Source organism: Streptomyces sp. NPDC045022 (assembly GCF_056432605.1).
In genome coordinates this window covers 183,106-197,666 of sequence record NZ_JBWKIR010000003.1, presented here as the reverse complement: position 1 = coordinate 197,666, position 14,561 = coordinate 183,106, and the positions used below count along the sequence as shown (strand labels likewise).

18 protein-coding genes and 1 pseudogene are annotated in these 14,561 nt (G+C 67.6%); 8 read left to right on the top strand and 11 right to left on the bottom strand.

Features of this window, described 5'->3' with window-relative positions:
- Positions 1-199 precede the first annotated feature (199 nt).
- Together AC07C1_RS07060 and AC07C1_RS07055 are read left to right on the top strand one after the other, a co-directional pair.
- The gene (locus AC07C1_RS07060; protein ID WP_478937443.1) at positions 200-1,513 is read left to right on the top strand and encodes a hypothetical protein; all 1,314 of its coding nucleotides are present in this window, start codon (positions 200-202) and stop codon (positions 1,511-1,513) included.
- A 66-nt stretch (positions 1,514-1,579) separates the two neighbouring features.
- Positions 1,580-1,669, top strand: a pseudogene (locus tag AC07C1_RS07055) (IS5/IS1182 family transposase); the annotation flags it as partial.
- Between the two features lie 24 nt (positions 1,670-1,693).
- Here AC07C1_RS07055 and AC07C1_RS07050 read toward each other — a convergent pair.
- The 3 genes from AC07C1_RS07050 to AC07C1_RS07040 form a co-directional block, all read right to left on the bottom strand.
- Positions 1,694-2,032 (bottom strand): helix-turn-helix domain-containing protein, encoded by a 339-nt coding sequence (locus tag AC07C1_RS07050; protein ID WP_478937442.1) that lies wholly within the window; start codon positions 2,030-2,032, stop codon positions 1,694-1,696.
- Positions 2,032-2,403 carry a type II toxin-antitoxin system RelE/ParE family toxin gene (locus AC07C1_RS07045; RefSeq protein ID WP_478937441.1) on the bottom strand — a complete coding sequence of 124 codons (372 nt, stop codon included), beginning with the start codon at positions 2,401-2,403 and terminating at the stop codon, positions 2,032-2,034. The genes AC07C1_RS07050 and AC07C1_RS07045 overlap by 1 nt, the downstream gene beginning before the upstream one ends.
- A gap of 920 nt (positions 2,404-3,323) precedes the next feature.
- Positions 3,324-3,650, bottom strand: a complete 327-nt coding sequence (locus AC07C1_RS07040; RefSeq protein WP_478937440.1) for a helix-turn-helix domain-containing protein — start codon at positions 3,648-3,650, stop codon at positions 3,324-3,326.
- A gap of 40 nt (positions 3,651-3,690) precedes the next feature.
- Here AC07C1_RS07040 and AC07C1_RS07035 point away from each other — a divergent pair, with 40 nt between their 5' ends.
- The 3 genes from AC07C1_RS07035 to AC07C1_RS07025 all read left to right on the top strand — a co-directional run bounded on the left by AC07C1_RS07035 (position 3,691) and on the right by AC07C1_RS07025 (position 4,572).
- The gene (locus tag AC07C1_RS07035) at positions 3,691-3,906 is read left to right on the top strand and encodes a type II toxin-antitoxin system VapB family antitoxin (protein ID WP_030606272.1); all 216 of its coding nucleotides are present in this window, start codon (positions 3,691-3,693) and stop codon (positions 3,904-3,906) included.
- Positions 3,903-4,313: a PIN domain-containing protein gene (locus AC07C1_RS07030; protein ID WP_478937439.1), complete on the top strand. Its 411-nt coding sequence runs from the start codon at positions 3,903-3,905 to the stop codon at positions 4,311-4,313. The genes AC07C1_RS07035 and AC07C1_RS07030 overlap by 4 nt, the downstream gene beginning before the upstream one ends.
- A gap of 127 nt (positions 4,314-4,440) precedes the next feature.
- Positions 4,441-4,572: a hypothetical protein gene (locus tag AC07C1_RS07025; protein ID WP_478937437.1), complete on the top strand. Its 132-nt coding sequence runs from the start codon at positions 4,441-4,443 to the stop codon at positions 4,570-4,572.
- Between the two features lie 303 nt (positions 4,573-4,875).
- Here AC07C1_RS07025 and AC07C1_RS07020 read toward each other — a convergent pair whose 3' ends face one another.
- The 8 genes from AC07C1_RS07020 to AC07C1_RS06985 form a co-directional block, all read right to left on the bottom strand.
- The gene (locus AC07C1_RS07020) at positions 4,876-6,327 is read right to left on the bottom strand and encodes an FAD-dependent monooxygenase (RefSeq protein ID WP_478937436.1); all 1,452 of its coding nucleotides are present in this window, start codon (positions 6,325-6,327) and stop codon (positions 4,876-4,878) included.
- Positions 6,328-6,463: 136 nt separating this feature from the next.
- A complete protein-coding gene (locus AC07C1_RS07015) occupies positions 6,464-7,381 on the bottom strand; it encodes an RNA polymerase sigma-70 factor (RefSeq protein WP_478937435.1) in 918 nt (305 codons plus the stop codon).
- The gene (locus tag AC07C1_RS07010) at positions 7,378-8,568 is read right to left on the bottom strand and encodes an NAD(P)/FAD-dependent oxidoreductase (protein ID WP_478937434.1); all 1,191 of its coding nucleotides are present in this window, start codon (positions 8,566-8,568) and stop codon (positions 7,378-7,380) included. The genes AC07C1_RS07015 and AC07C1_RS07010 overlap by 4 nt, the downstream gene beginning before the upstream one ends.
- A gap of 256 nt (positions 8,569-8,824) precedes the next feature.
- Entirely contained in the window at positions 8,825-9,589 is a 765-nt protein-coding gene (locus AC07C1_RS07005) for an alpha/beta hydrolase family protein (RefSeq protein WP_478937433.1), read from the bottom strand.
- A 371-nt stretch (positions 9,590-9,960) separates the two neighbouring features.
- The gene (locus AC07C1_RS07000) at positions 9,961-10,263 is read right to left on the bottom strand and encodes a hypothetical protein (RefSeq protein ID WP_478937432.1); all 303 of its coding nucleotides are present in this window, start codon (positions 10,261-10,263) and stop codon (positions 9,961-9,963) included.
- A gap of 1,169 nt (positions 10,264-11,432) precedes the next feature.
- Positions 11,433-11,606 carry a CsbD family protein gene (locus AC07C1_RS06995; RefSeq protein ID WP_478937431.1) on the bottom strand — a complete coding sequence of 58 codons (174 nt, stop codon included), beginning with the start codon at positions 11,604-11,606 and terminating at the stop codon, positions 11,433-11,435.
- A 90-nt stretch (positions 11,607-11,696) separates the two neighbouring features.
- Positions 11,697-11,864: a hydrophobic protein gene (locus AC07C1_RS06990; protein WP_100824855.1), complete on the bottom strand. Its 168-nt coding sequence runs from the start codon at positions 11,862-11,864 to the stop codon at positions 11,697-11,699.
- A 116-nt stretch (positions 11,865-11,980) separates the two neighbouring features.
- Positions 11,981-12,193 carry a hypothetical protein gene (locus tag AC07C1_RS06985; RefSeq protein WP_100824856.1) on the bottom strand — a complete coding sequence of 71 codons (213 nt, stop codon included), beginning with the start codon at positions 12,191-12,193 and terminating at the stop codon, positions 11,981-11,983.
- A gap of 380 nt (positions 12,194-12,573) precedes the next feature.
- On the opposite strand from AC07C1_RS06985, the gene AC07C1_RS06980 reads away from it, so the two are divergent.
- From AC07C1_RS06980 to AC07C1_RS06970, 3 genes are all read left to right on the top strand, one after another.
- Positions 12,574-12,834, top strand: coding sequence for a hypothetical protein (locus tag AC07C1_RS06980; RefSeq protein WP_478937429.1), 261 nt, complete (start codon positions 12,574-12,576; stop codon positions 12,832-12,834).
- A gap of 483 nt (positions 12,835-13,317) precedes the next feature.
- Positions 13,318-13,674, top strand: a complete 357-nt coding sequence (locus AC07C1_RS06975) for a PRC-barrel domain-containing protein (RefSeq protein ID WP_100824858.1) — start codon at positions 13,318-13,320, stop codon at positions 13,672-13,674.
- 40 nt (positions 13,675-13,714) lie between these two features.
- Positions 13,715-14,074, top strand: a complete 360-nt coding sequence (locus tag AC07C1_RS06970) for an ANTAR domain-containing protein (RefSeq protein WP_478937427.1) — start codon at positions 13,715-13,717, stop codon at positions 14,072-14,074.
- Positions 14,075-14,561: the final 487 nt, after the last annotated feature.

Below are 14,561 nucleotides of genomic sequence, written 5' to 3'. Positions count from 1 at the left end.
TGCTCCACAGCGTAGTCCTGCCGGAGGGTTGCGGATACGGTGCGGCGCAAGCGCGTACGGTCCGGTGTAGCTGGCTGGCTCCATGCCGCCTGCCCGGGAAACGCCGCGCCGTCTGGGACGACAGGATCAGCGCGGGACTCGTCGCCCTCCGCGACATCACCGAACTGGAAGTCCTCTACTCGCGCAGTCGGCATTAGACGTGGCGACGCTGTTGCGTAATCCCTTCCGCCTCCGCCTTGCCGCCGAACTCTTGCTGGAAGGCGTGAGCGTGACGGAGCTCGGGCGAGTGGGACGTCGTCTGGACCTCCTCTATCGCCATTGGCCGCACAGAGTTGGCGATGGGGCAGGCGGTCTGTCACGCGTGGCGGTGCTGACGCGTTTCTGTGAGGTGGCGGTCGAGGTACGCCGTCTTGCGCTCAGCACCCAGGCCATCGTAGGTAGCGATACGGCCGCCGCTTCGGTCCTGGATACCTTGTTGTCACGAGCCGTTCTGAGGCGTCGCCCCGGTCTCCCAGTGGGCCCGGAGACAGGGCCCGTGGAGTTTGCTCACCATGTTCTGTTCGATTACGCGGTGGCTGTCTCTCTGTTCGGCTCATCCGACGAGGCACTGGTCGATCGCTTGCAGGCCGACCCTGACGCTGCGCTATTCGCGCGACCGAGCATCGACATGCATCTGGAAAGGCTTTGGGCTGCGGGGCTGGAACGCTTCTTTGACGCTGCACTCGCCCTCATGGCGCCCGGGTTGCCACGCAACCTATCCACGGCTGTCGCCGAGGTTGTCGTGCCTTGTTGTAAGCAGGCGGAAGATCTCGCGCCGCTGATCTCCCGACTCGGAACAAGCGACTTCGGAGAAGAATCGCGGAGGCTCTTGGGGATTGCCATCGCAGCAATTACCACAGCGAAGCAGACCGACCATGTCGACACCCAGATGTGGTCCGCTGTGGCAGAGCGCCTGTCGCGCACCCCCGCCGCCAGTCAGCCGGCGTTCGGTGTCCTCGTCGACGAACTTGCTGGACGCTCGGACGCGCTGTCTGCCACGGACTTGGAGAACTGCGGTGTCGCTGCGCGACGCCTGCTTGAGTACGTGTGGACGCTCCCGCCCTCGCTCCACTCGGTCGTTGCGATCCGCGCTGTTATCGCCATGCTGGCCAGTGACCCGGCCGCCACCGAGATTCTATTGCGCCGTGCTCTTGAGCCTGAGCAAATGGAGGAGCGTGCCTATAACGACCTGCCATGGCTCGCCGAAGGCCTACCTCAGTTGGTCACGGTTCTGACTGATCTTGTGGGAGACCTCTATGTCGCCGCCATGGGCTATGAGGAGCGGTCCACTGAGGCCACGCATCTGGGGACAGGGGCCGTCATGGTGCTGACGTCGAACAGGCGGCAAGACTTCGATCATGCCCTGTACCGCTTGGTCCGCTGGTTCCCCCGGTTTCTGCAGAGCAGCACTGCCCATGCACTGTCTGCACTGAGCCTTTTCCAACCTGCCGATGAAGCTGGACAGTTGGCCTGACGGACGAGGAAAGCCCCTGGTAGACGGGTTTTCGACCAAGAGAACCCGCTCCACCAGAGGCTTCGTATGCTTGTCTACCCGTCCGGCGTCGACGTGTCCAGCTCTGCCCTTCGCTTCCTGTCCGCCCGCCTGCGGGAACGCCGACGCGTCGGCGGCGGTGTGGCGCCGCCTGCGGCTGGGTCAGCCGAGGACGTAGGTTTCGTCACCGAAGTCAGCGACGATCTTGAGTTTGCCGCCGAGAGCCTTGACGTACGCAGCGAGCGTATCGACCTCGCTACGTTCCAACTGCCCCTTCTCGATACGGGAAACCCGAGCCTGGCTGACGCCCATCGCCTTCGCCACCTGCACCTGCGTGGTGTGCTGTCGCTTACGCAACTCCGCGAGACGGTGCGCCCGAGAAGCGGTGATCATCGCCTGGGCTCCCTGCGCGATCTGCTCCTTCTCGGCGTCGGTGAAGGCGAAATCTTCGGCCAGATCATCCCAGGAGACGGCCTGCGGGTCCCTCAGATGGTCAGTCATCACCCGTTCTCCCCTTCCATTCGCTTCAGGTGTTCCGCGTACGCCTGTTCCGCCTGGGGCACGGCAACGCGATACCAGCCTGACCAGTTCCCTGCCTTGTCACCACCGACCAGGATCACGGCCTGACGACCAGGATCGAATACAAAGAGCAACCGCACTTCAGTGGCCCCGGCGGACCCGGGACGCAGCTCCTTGAGGTTGGGCAGCACGGAACCCTTGATCGTGTCCACCAGCGGCCGACCGAGTGCCGGCCCCTCTTCTGCGAGAGCAGTGATGGCTTGGCTGACCTGGACGAGCGTGTCACGGTCGGTGCGACGCAGCGCGTGAAGCCACGAGAGCGCCGGTTCGACCACGACGATCTTCCAAGTCACACGCCCGCCCTCTGAGCGCAATTTATGACATGAGCAGCATACACCGGCAGCGTTATATTCGCGAGACTGTTTGCGCTACATGGTCCGCAAGCGGGACCCCGGCGACGGCGGGACGATGCCGAGGTGCCCCGACAGATCACCGGCCGAGGGACGCCCGCAGATGGATAGCGAAGTGCGCGTCAGTCCCGGGCGGTTGCCCCCGAGAGCGGGAAGCCGTCGACTCCGGCGGCGACCGCTCCCCGGCCGACTCTGCAGACTGCACGCCCGACGGTCGCAGCACGGTGACGCCGGCCCGGCAGCGAGCCCTGTGAGGTGACCAGACAATCCGGCATTTCGGACTCGACGCAGGCCCCTGAACGGGTCCCTGGATCTTGGTCTGAGGGAGTGAAGCGGAGCCGCCACGCTGGCGCGACGGCCCCATCCCTACGCCTCCGCAGGAAGAAATGCTTCTGCTCGCGCAGCGAGCGGTGGGGCGGGTGGGACTCGAACCCACGGCCGACGGATTATGAGTCCTTTGAGGATCGTCCGTGATCTTCCCGATCCCGCCTGACGCTTCCCGTTTTCGCAGGTCAGGACCACGTTGTTGCACGTCCGAGCCCCGCACCTCTCCTGATTCTTCCGGGCCCTTCCGGGCCCTTCCGGCCCCTTGCGGACCCCTGGACCCCGTTCGGACCCCTGGAAGGCCCCTACGCCGGGCGCCCTGAGCAGGCGGTGAGAGGGCTGCGGCATCGCCCCATTCACGAAGGCGCCGGTCAACGCCGCGAGGGGCAGGCCGGGGTGATCTTGAGCGCAGCGGAGTGCCTTACCGGTGCGCCGGTACTCCACCCCTGGCCCGGGGGCGGAGCATCTGCCCCTGACGTCAAGAGGCGAGCTTGCCCACCGGACTGTCCATGAACCCGTGTCGCAGCTTGCCGATCGGGTCAGCCGAGGACGTAGGTCTCATCACCGAAGTCAGCGACGATCTTCAACTTGCCGCCGAGTGCCTTGACATAGGCAGCGAGGGTGTCGACCTCGCTGCGCTCCAGTTGCCCCTTCTCGATACGGGAGACGCGAGCCTGGGTGACGCCCATGGCTTCGGCGACCTGAACCTGCGTGGTGTGCTGCCGCTTCCGCAACTCGGCGAGGCGGTGCACACACGTACCAGGCTGGAGCCAGCCGACCTCGTCCGGGCCCGACGCCGCACACCCCACCCAGATCGGCGCAGACCACCCAGGAGTCACGGCGGCGGGCGATATACAATCGATCATGTATATTGATATACGCCACCGTGTGCATGAGGAGGTCATCTTGAGCCGCACTGTCATCGACCTGGACGACGAGGCACTGGAAGCCGCCGCCAAGGAACTCGGCACCACCACCAAGCGAGACACGATCAACACCGCCCTGCGCGAGATCACCGCCCGCTACCGGCGCCTGCGCGCACTCGAAGACGCCCGGCAGTTGGTGGCCGAAGGCGCCCTGGACATCGACATCCTCCTGGACAAGAGCCAGTACCGGCCGTGACAGTCGCCGACTACCTCATCGACACCTCCGCCCTCGCCCGCGTCCTGCTCGGCCAGAACACGACCGAGTGGGAGGATCGGATCACCGGTGGACTCGTCGCGATCTGCGACATCACGGAACTCGAGGTCCTCTACTCCGCCCGCTCGGCCGGGGACCGCGCACGGCTGAAGGCGGCACTCGACGCCCACTACGTGTGGTGTCCGATGCCCGACGGCATCTACCGCCGCTCCCGCGTGATCCAGGAGCAGCTCACCGCGAAAGGCGAACACCGCAGCGCCGGCCCGGTCGACCTCCTCGTCGCCGCCACCGCCGAAGAGGCAGGACTCACCCTGCTCCACTACGACCGTGACTTCGACACCATCGCCCGGACGACGGGGCAGCCGGTACGCGCGATCGATCTCAAGTAGCAGAGCCCCCTCGGGAGCGGCGTGGTACGCAGCGAACACCTTCCGCGCCGCCGACGCCCACACAGTCCTCGAACTCGGTGCCGGACACAGCTGGCACGCGCTGTTCTTCGCCGGTAACGGATTCACCGTGCACGTCACCGACTTCAGCATCACCACACTCGGCCAACTCGGCGCCGTGGCAAGAAAGTCCGGCCTCGCCGACCGGGTCACGGCCGCCGTCCACGACATACACGCTTTCTCCACGGGCGGCGCGATCTGAGGAGTATCAGCGACTCCGTTTTCGCTCGCTGTGGCTTAAGTGGTCGACGCTGGAAGTCCTTCGGGGGTTGATCAGGCTGCCAGGGCGATGGAGGATTCTCGGTGTCGGTCGGCGGCTGTGCGTATGCCGAGATGGGGTAAGCGTCCCGTCGCGCCCCTCGGTGTCTGTCTCGCCGCATGTACACACAGACAGGCACCGAGGAGATCGCCATGTGGGCTGGTGCTTCGCGTGTCGGTTCAGCTCAGGGAAAGTGCTCGGTCCTGCGTGGCCCGGGCGATCGGAGCGCCCGCCCCGGTAGTGATGCTATGCCTGCAGCAACGCTTGGTACCTGTGCAGGGGCGCGTCCTCGTCCAGCGGGGCGATCGCGGCGACGTAGCCGTCCGGGCGGACCATGATCCGACCGCCGTTCGCCAGGCCGTAGCGGGCGGCCGCCAGGCCGTCGGGGTCCTGGAACACGGCGTCGTAGCCGATGGGGGCCTTTGCGGTCCCACCGACCAGCAGCTGACGTGCCGTCACGCCGTCCGCCGGTGTCGGTGCGGGGCCGTTGACGATGACGGTGAGCAGCACGTGCTCGTGTGCTTCAGCGAGTGCTGCGCGCAGCTCCGGGCCGGCTGCGGGGAGGAAGTCGCCGGCGTGCAGGTCGCCGCTGCCCCGGCCCTGGACCACGATCGGGCTCTTCCGGTACGCGACCGCGGTCTCCTCGGTGCGGTCGGCCAGCGCCTGGCGGACCGGGGCGAGGCCGGTGAGCAGGTGCATCCCCGTGTTGCGCAGCTTCTGCGCGACCGGGTTGGCGAGGGTGCCGACCCGGGTGAGCGTGCTGGCGAACCGGATCACCTGGGCGCCGACCGGGTGGCGCTCCGCGTGGTAGCTGTCCAGCATGGCCGGGCCGGCCTGACCGGTAGTGACCAGGGCGAGCTTCCAGGCGAGGTTGTGGGCGTCCTGGATGCCGGTGTTCATGCCCTGGCCGCCGGCGGGGCTGTGCACGTGCGCCGCGTCACCGGCCAGCAGGACCCGGCCGACCCGGTACTCGGGCACCTGTGCGTGGTGCACCTCGAAGACGGTGAGCCAGTGCGAACCGCGGATCCGGATCGGGCGCTCGGCGCGCTCGTCCACCACCTGCTGCAGCCACTCCTGGGTGGCGGTGCGTTGCTCGCCCGCGGATATGCTCGCGATCAGCCGCAGCCGATCGCCCTCCATGGGAAAGACCAGCAGCGGGCCGTCGTGCGCCGAGAAGAAGGTGTACATGCTGTGCCCGTCGAGATCGTGGTCGGCGTTCACGTCGCCCATCAGGAACTTCTCGCCCTTGAACTTCCCGGCCAGTGCGCTGCCGACCAGCTGACGTGTCCGGCTGTGCCCGCCGTCGGCGCCCACCAACCAGCCGGTTTCGGCGGTCTCGTGGCTCCCGTCGGCGTGCTCCAGCACCACCCGGACACCGTGCTCGTCCTGCGTCAGGCCGGCGAGGGTCACCCCGCGCTCGACGGTGACGCCGTACTCGGCGAGCGCCTCGGTGAGGATGCGCTCGGTCTCGGTCTGCGCGATGGTCACCGAGTACGGGAACGGGCTGTCCACCAGGTCGAGGGGGATCCTGGCCACCACGTCGCCGTCCGAGTGCATCTCCATCGCAGTGGTCCGGACCCCGGCCCGGATCACCTGGTCCACCAACCCCAGCCGCTCGAACATCTCCAGGCTGCGGGCGTGCACGATGATGGCGCGCGACTCCGTGGTCGGCTCGGCCAACCGGTCCACGATCCGCACCGGCACCCGCGCCTGGCCAGTTCCAACGCGGCGGTCAGCCCCACGGGGCCCGCACCTACGACAATGATCGGGTCGCTCACAGCAGTCCTCACGTTCGGGCCAAGGATTCGGATGGGGTCCACAACGAGGTTCTGCTTCAGGGGAGTTCGTGTCGAGTGCCGTCAGCGACGGCGTGGAGCTTGTCCGGGTTGGCCACGTTGTGGATGGCCGAGATGCGGCCTTCCGGGTCGAAGTCGAAGGTCATCGTGGCGATCACGCGGTCCGGACCGCGGAAGACCATGCCCGGGCCGCCGTTGATCCAGGTGAGCTCTGCCCGCATCTGCCCGGGCTCGATGCCCTGGTAGGTCGCGGTGCCAAGCGCGGCGAACCAACCGGCCACGGTGTCCAGGCCGACGACCGGCTTGAGGGCCTGGCGGACCTTGCCGCCGCCATCGGTCCACAGCGTCACGTCCGGGGAGAGCAGTTCCATGAGGGTGTTGATGTCGCCGCCCGTCGCAGCCGCGAAGAACCGCTCGGTGACGTCGCGTTGGCGGGCGCGGTCCGCGGTGAAACGGGGCCGGCGGGCCTGGACGTGCTCGCGGGCGCGGTGCGCGGCCTGCCGGACCGCCGGCTCCGAACGTTCCACCGCCTCCGCGATCTCCGCATAGCTGAAGGCGAAGACCTCCTTCAGTACGAAGACCGCGCGTTCCAGGGGGCTCAGCGTCTCCAGGACAACGAGCAGGGCCATGGAGACCGAGTCCGCCGTGGCGACGCCGTCGGCGGTGTCCGGGCCCGTGAGGATCGGCTCGGGGAGCCATGGTCCGACGTAGGTCTCGCGCTGGTGGCGGGTCGACCGAAGCCGCTCCATCGCCAGGTTGGAGATGATCCGGGTCAGGTAGGCCTTGGGGTCGGCGACCTGGGAACGATCGGCCGCCGACCACTTGAGCCAAGCGTCCTGGACCACCTCCTCGGCGTCGGCGGCGGAGCCGAGGATGCGGTAGGCGACGGAGAAGAGCAGGGTGCGGTACTGCTGGAAGGCGAACTGGTCGGGGCCGGCATACTGCGGCTGGGTCACTTGGCGCTCCGGATCCGGGTGTAGCGGCCGCCGTGCGGCCAGAGGGCGCCCGAGACGGGCATCTTCTTCATGCGGGCGAAGGTCGGCCACGGCGCGGCGGTGACCGTCTCCTTGTACTTCGCGGCCCGCTTGCCGGTCAGCACGATCCGGCGCGGGCTGTCGTCGGGGTGGGTGAACTGCACGACGGCGTCGCTGCGGCCCAGGCTGACAGGTGTGTGGTAGTAGCCGAAACGGAAGGGCTTGGGCTCCTTGCCGGCCAGGACCCGCAGGATCGAGAGGGCCGCGTGCACGCCGGTGGGCATACCGCCCTGGCAGGTCCCGTGCATCACGCCGTAGCCCTGACGGATCGCCGCCGCGTCGCCCACCGCGTAGACGTCCGGGTGGGAGACCGAGCGCAGCGCACCGTCGGTCACCACACGGCCGCGCTCGTCGACGGTCAGACCCGCCGCGGCAGCCAACGGTGAGACACGCGTGCCGCTGGTCCACAGCACCGCGGCCGCCGGGATGCTGGAACCGTCCGCGAGCTCGACGCTGTCCGGCAGCACCTTGACCACCTCGACGCCGCTGCGCACCCGCACGCCGAGCCGGGCGAGCGCCGCGTCCAGGTAGGCCCTGGCCTTCGGGTGCATGCTCGCGCCCGGCTCCCCCCGGCCCAGCAGCACCACCTGGAGCTCCGGGTGCCGTTCGGCGATCTCCGCGGCGGCCTCGACGCCGGTGAGACCGCTGCCGCCGACCACGACGGTCCCGCCGTCGAGCCGGGTCAGCCGGTCGGCGAGGAGAGCGGCGTCCTGCGGGCCGTTGAGGGTGTAGGCGTGGTCTTCCACGCCGGGGACGGCGACGGTGTCCGCGATGCTGCCCAGGCCGTAGACCAGGGTGTCGTAGCGCAGGACCCGGTCGTCGTCGATCCGAACGGTCTTCGCCTCGGCGTCCACGGCGGTGACCCAGCCACGGACGAAGGCGGCGCCGGTGCCCTCCAGCAGCTCCGGGATGTTCATCTCGGCCGTCTCCTGGCCGGTGGCGGTCATGTGCAGCCGGAGCCGCTCGGTGAAGGTGTCGTAGGGGTTGACCAGCGTCACCCCCAGGTCACCGCGCTTCCTGGTGCGGGCCGCGAGCTGGATCGCGGCCGAGAGCCCGGCGTAACCGGCGCCCAGGACCAGGACCTCGTGCTGCTGCGTTGTCGCGTTCATCGCTCTGCTGCCTCTTTCGTGTGGGTCGTTCCCGCCGTGCGGACGACCACCAGACGCAAGCTGCCCTTCCGTTCGTGACGTGGGACCGATGTGACCTGCGCCACGCTGCGAGGGGGGCGGCCGCACGCGGCATCAGCCCCGTCCCCCGAGCGCCGCGACACAGCATGGACGGAGTCGTGATCAGCGCGGTCATCTTCAACCTGATCCGGTTGCGGTGTCCGGCCGGCTGTCCGGCCGGACACCGCAACCATGCGCGTCAGGCCGACGAGGTGACCGCACTGCCGAGGTGCCGGGCGAAGAACCGGACCGCGCTGTCGGCCTCGAACCGGGGCAGTTCCTTGTGCTTGCCCGAGTTCACGTGCAGGGACTTCTCCTTCGAGGCGAAGGCGTCGAAGAGCGCGAGGCCTTCCTCACGAGAGATGTGCTCGTCGTCCCACTGCAGGTCGAACTCGATCGGGACGGTGATCTGCTTCGCCTTCTCGGCCAGGAGATCGGGCCAGTGCTGGCCGAAGACCGCAGCCGTGATCCTTGGTTCGGCCGCCACGAACGGCACGCCGATCGCGGTACCCATGTTGATGCCCCAGAATCCGACCGGGCCGTCGATGCCGATCGCTGGGAGCTCTTGAAGGGTGTCCAGGAGCGCCCGGTACTCGGGCACGGCGAGCTTCGCCAGGTGGTCGTTGTAGCGGACGACGATCGGGCCTTCCGGTTCGCCGGCTGCCCGCGCCGCGAACAGCGCGGCGATCTCCGCCTCGTCATGCTCCCTGCGCGGCCGGTCACCGTGACCGGGCGCATCGATGACCGCGACGTGGAAGCCGCAACCGTTCACGAGCAATCGGGCGCGGCCTGCCATCGCAGGGTGCTTCTTGTGGTTGCCGCCGCCGTGGCCCATCAGGACCAGGGGCGCACGGTCCGCACCGGATTCGGGGGACCAGAGGACACCGGGGATCCCGTTGACGGTGAAGTCGCGCTCGACGATGCCGCCGGCGGTCGCTTCGGCGGTGAAGTGCAGAGTGTTCATGGCATGTTGCCTTTCGGGAGTGCCTGGGTTTCGAGGCGCTCCCGGCGACACTTACGCAGATCGCCCGACCGCGGTGGCAAGAGGGAGCACCCATACGAGTACTGCGGTCATGGGTCTCACCTCCTTGGACTGGATCACGGCCAACGGGAAGCTATCAGAACGATCATCAGTCCGACCATCCCTTTCCCCTGACACATGATCACAGAGCCGCCAGACGGGAGGGCCTGCCTGCTGGGGGGACAGCCCGCCCATACCTCGGTCAACCCCCGAAACACTTCCGGAGCCGACCACTAAGCGCGGACAAGGGGCTGGCGGCGACACATACGTGTCGCCGCCAGCCCCTCACGTTCTCCACAGGGGATCAGCTAACCTCAGAGGACGTCCTTGATCTTCGTCAGGTACTGCTCAGTGAAGCTGCCCCACCACTTCCGCAGCTCCTTGTACTGGTCGACCGGCGTCTCGTGCATCGACTCTGCCTTCGCGTACGCCACCAGGAGCAGGGTGATCGCTTCGATCGCTCGGCGAGCCGTCGTGGAAGCGTTGGTGGCGGTGCTCGCGCCGCCCTCCTTCGACAGCAGTTGCAGGGGCTCGTACATCTCCTGGTAGAAGAGGTGCCGCTGGTTCAGACGGATGATCGTCTGTTCCTTGAGGGCGGATGCCCTGGTTGGCGGCACCTGTTGATGCCACGGAGAATGGGGTCGCCTGATCCGGCTTCGGGCCAGATCTGACGGATCCCTTGGCCGCTCCTGACCTACCTGAATCCAGGAACGGTCCAACGCCTCGTCTGCCGCTTTCCGAACCGCGCCGGGAGATCCCGCCACGGGATACCGGTCCGGTGACGGAAGAGGCACACGACCCATCAGACAGGACCAGGCCCCTGAGGGACCCGGGCTACACCCTCCGGGCCCCTGTAGGGCCCCTGCATCTTGCTTCTCGACTCCGCTGCGTAACCTCCAGCAGGCGAGCGGTTTTGCATTACTGCAGGTCAGAATCCTGGAAGGGGCAGATGCACACCTGCTGCAACACCCCGAACACCGCTCGCGAGCAGCGGATTCTCCCCCGTTGGGCCCGACCCGTTACTCAGGGCCACTGAAGAGACGTTTTCGCAGGTCAGGGAACGTTACTGGTGGGGCGGGTGGGACTCGAACCCACGGCCGACGGATTATGAGTCCTTTCGTGATCTTCCGATCAGCCCCTGACCCTTCCTTGATTTTCACGTTTTCGCAGCTCAGAAGGCTAGACGTGGCCGCGCCTCGCCCTGGCCTTCCTGATCCTTCCCGGCCCTTCCGTCCACTACGTGTCCACTGGGAGTCCACACGCGGACCTTTCCAGCTCGCCTCGGGAAGATCCGTGCAGGTCGCCGTATGGGGCTTGAACTCATGCGCAGCGGACTTCCTTACCGGCGAAAGGGTTTCCACCCTCTTCGCCCGAGGGTGCAGCCGAGCGACCTTTTCGCGGGACAGCCACCTGATCACAGCGTAGCCCGCAGATGCTCCGAACAGGGCGTGCTAGTACTCCACCGGGATTCCACCATTGCCGCTCGGCCTTGCCCGCCGACTCACAGCGGACCAACCCACAAGCGGACAGCAGGGGTTCCCCGGTTCCTGCCGCGGTTGCCGTCAGCTCACGAGTGCTGCCCCCTTGGTTCGTTCGATCAGTACGCGGCTGCTCAGTGCGGTCTGTAGCTGTTCGTCAAGGAGTGTGACGGCCGGGTCGACTGGCCGTCAGTCGTCACAAGTCACGCTGGCCGCCACGCCGCTCATCCGGTGATCCCGTCGGACCAATTCCGCGGTGGCCTGCCGGGTGGCGCACGCGAACCGGGCTCCACCCAGGGGCTCGCTGGTCAATGCCTGAAGGCGTCCTTGACCTTGTCTCCGGCCTGCTTCAGGCTCCCGGACACCCGGTCGGTCCTGCCTTCGCGCTGCAGTCGCCGATTGCGGGTGGTACGGCCGATGCGTGCGGTGATCCGGCCCTTGAATTCCTGTGTTTTGTGCTTGATCGTCTGTCCGACGCTCATGACGGTCCTCTGCATGTCGACAAGAAGGGCTCCCGCGTGATCGCCGTACAGGCCGTCGTTCCCGCGGGGTGAGATCGGGCGTGGTGCGGATTACCTGCGACCTCGGCTGTAGCGGCGGCGGCCACCGCTGCGCCCGCGCTTGGCGAAGCCGACGATCCAGACGACCAGCAGAACGGCCGCGACCCACCACAGGATCTGCATCGTGAAGCCGAACCCGAAGACCACCAGGATCAGCAGAAGGAGAAGAATCCAGATCATTGCCGGGCCTCCAGATCGCGGGGATTTCCTGGTTCCGCGGGGTCCGGGCGAAGCGGGAAGGTGGAATGCTGCGCCCGAATGGTCCGGAGTGGCATAGCCCTACGCCGTGTTGCCAGTCAACGCCCGGCATCCTCCCTTGTCAACGCAGCGTCGACACTGACGGGTTCTGGGAGCTGCACTGGGGCCACCGGGGTGAACGGAGCCTCGGCAAGGGCTTCGACCGGCCCGGCCGGTGGTGTCGGCAGGATGTGGTCCTCCCACCAGGACAGGCCCAGCACGGTGGCGAGCAGGACGAAGGGGGTCGAAGCGGGAATGATCAGCGCATACATGTGTACCGCCTGGTGTGGGACGTGCGACGCGGCAGGCAGCAGATCGACGCCCGCTCGGGGTGCGTCGGGGTGCGTCGGGATCGTGATGATGGGCGCGCGCGGGAACGGCCTCGCTCGTGACGCGGCAGGTTCCGGCACCGATGCGCAGTGCGCCCCCTGGGGAGCGCGCTGGCGGTGCGATGCTGCCGGGGGCAGGGGCGGCATGGCGCACGCTAGCCCTCGCAGCAGTTCCCCGACAGGTGTCAAGCAGCCATCCATGCCGGGCAGGCAGGACGCGCTGACGTCGCGCGGTATCCGCAAACTCTGGGCAGGACTACGCTGTGGGGTGAGGCCCCAGTCCCCGGTATCGAAGCTGTGTCCCGCTCCCGGGGAGGCCCGCCGTGTTCGTCCTGCTCCTCATCCTCATCGCGGTCTTGTTCGGCTTCGGCTTCCTCCAGCCCATCTGGTGGGTGGCCGCGGCGGTACTGGTCTACGGCGCCACCCGCTACGGCCGTGATCGTGGCGGAGGCCGGAGCCGTAGCGGCGCTTCCGACCTCGGGGACTACCGGGACTACCGCGAGCGCCGGGACCGTCGCTACAGCCGCGAGAACCGGGCGCGCTGGCGGCGCGAGGACCGTCGAGACCACGAACACCACAGGTGACCGTGAAGTGGACCGGCAGCCATGGCTTCCGGGACGGCTCACGCCAGGCCGGACACGCCGCGATCGCCAAGGAGTTCATGCCCTGCAACGCACGACCGTGATCCAACAGGAGTGGTGGGTACTGCGGGCCGAGGCCACGTGGGGGAACGCACCCGTGGGAGAGGACGTCGTCGCACTGCGCGCCGAGAACGATCAGTTGCGGCGGGCGCTGGCCGGGCGCGCGGTCATCGACCAGGACCGCGGCATGCTGATGGTCCTGACCCTCTGCCGCCGCGGGGCGGGCCAGGATGCTTCTGGTGGATGTCTCACGGCAGTGCGACGCCGGACTTCCGGAGGTGGCCGCGGCCCTGGTCGCTGCCTGGGAAGGCAAGCCGCTCCCGGAGCACATGCAGCGGGCAATGTGACGTACGCTGCGGCGATTTCACGCAGAAAACCAGGGGTGCGACTCGCGCCTCAGGCCAGTCGCCCAGGTAGGGAGAGGCCATGATTCACGCAGCCGATGTCCGAGAATGGCGCAACCGCGATGTGCTCGACACCGAGTCGCACAAGATCGGCGTCCTGGAGGCCGTCTATGTGGACACCACCACCGACGAGCCGGCCATGGCCACGGTACGGACCGGCCTGCCCACCCGGCACCGCCTGGTCTTCGTCCCCCTCGAGGACGCGATCGCCGGACCCGACTATCTCAAGGTCGGCTATGTCAGAACGCTGGTGAAGCAGGCCCCTTCGATCGGTACCGACGACGTCCTGCCCGCCGAACAGGAGGAAGCGATCTTCAAACACTACGGACTGCCCTACCAGCCCGGTGCGGCCGGCGAACGGCAACTGGCGCGCCGCTGACCACCTACGGACAGGATGACTGCCCTGTGAGGTACGCACCATGCACCAGGTGACCACGCCCCATGAAGAACAGCGACCGCTGAGAACTGTGCCTCCAGCGGGGGACGCGGCTTTGCTGGCCGAGGTCCTCGAACTACGCGCCACGAACGAGCAGTTGGGGCGGGCAGCGGCCAGCCGTGCGGTGATCGACCAGGCGCGCGGCATGGTGATGGCCCTGGCACCCTGTCCCAGCGACCGGGCCTGGGACCTGCTCGGGGACGTGTCGCAGCACTGCAACATCAAGCTCCGTGACGTGGCTGAGGCTCTGGTCGCCACGACGAAGGAACGGACGCTCCCGGAACCGATACAGCGGGAGCTGTGCCGAGCACTGAGGCGCCTCCACACGGCGGACCGGAGATGACGGCGCACGCGCCCAGCGGACGGCACCGGAAGCTGTGCGCTCAACTCTCCGACGACTTCGTCCCGGACGGCCGTCGGATGCCCTCGTCGTGCAGCCCACGTAGTGGAACTCAAACGCCGGCCTGGCTCCACCACTCGCCAGCCACGGACGACTGATCCTGATCCTGTGGATCGTCCTCCACCTGCTCGACGCCAACACCGCCAACACCGCCAACACCGCCAACACCGCCAACAGCACGGTGTCCTGGGTCAACGACACGGCGAACCGGCTCTCGGGCTGTCGCACCATCTGTTCACCGTCCACTCGGACGAGGGTGGATCGGGCCGCGCATGGCTCGTCACACTCTTCCGTCTCACTCGCGCCACCGTTCCGGACTGCGCGAGGTCTTCTGGGCGCCTGTCACAGTCCCGGAGTGCAGTTGCCCCTCGACCTGTCGGGCGTCACCTCCTGCGACACCCAGCGCCTGGGGCTGCTCGTCACCGCGGCA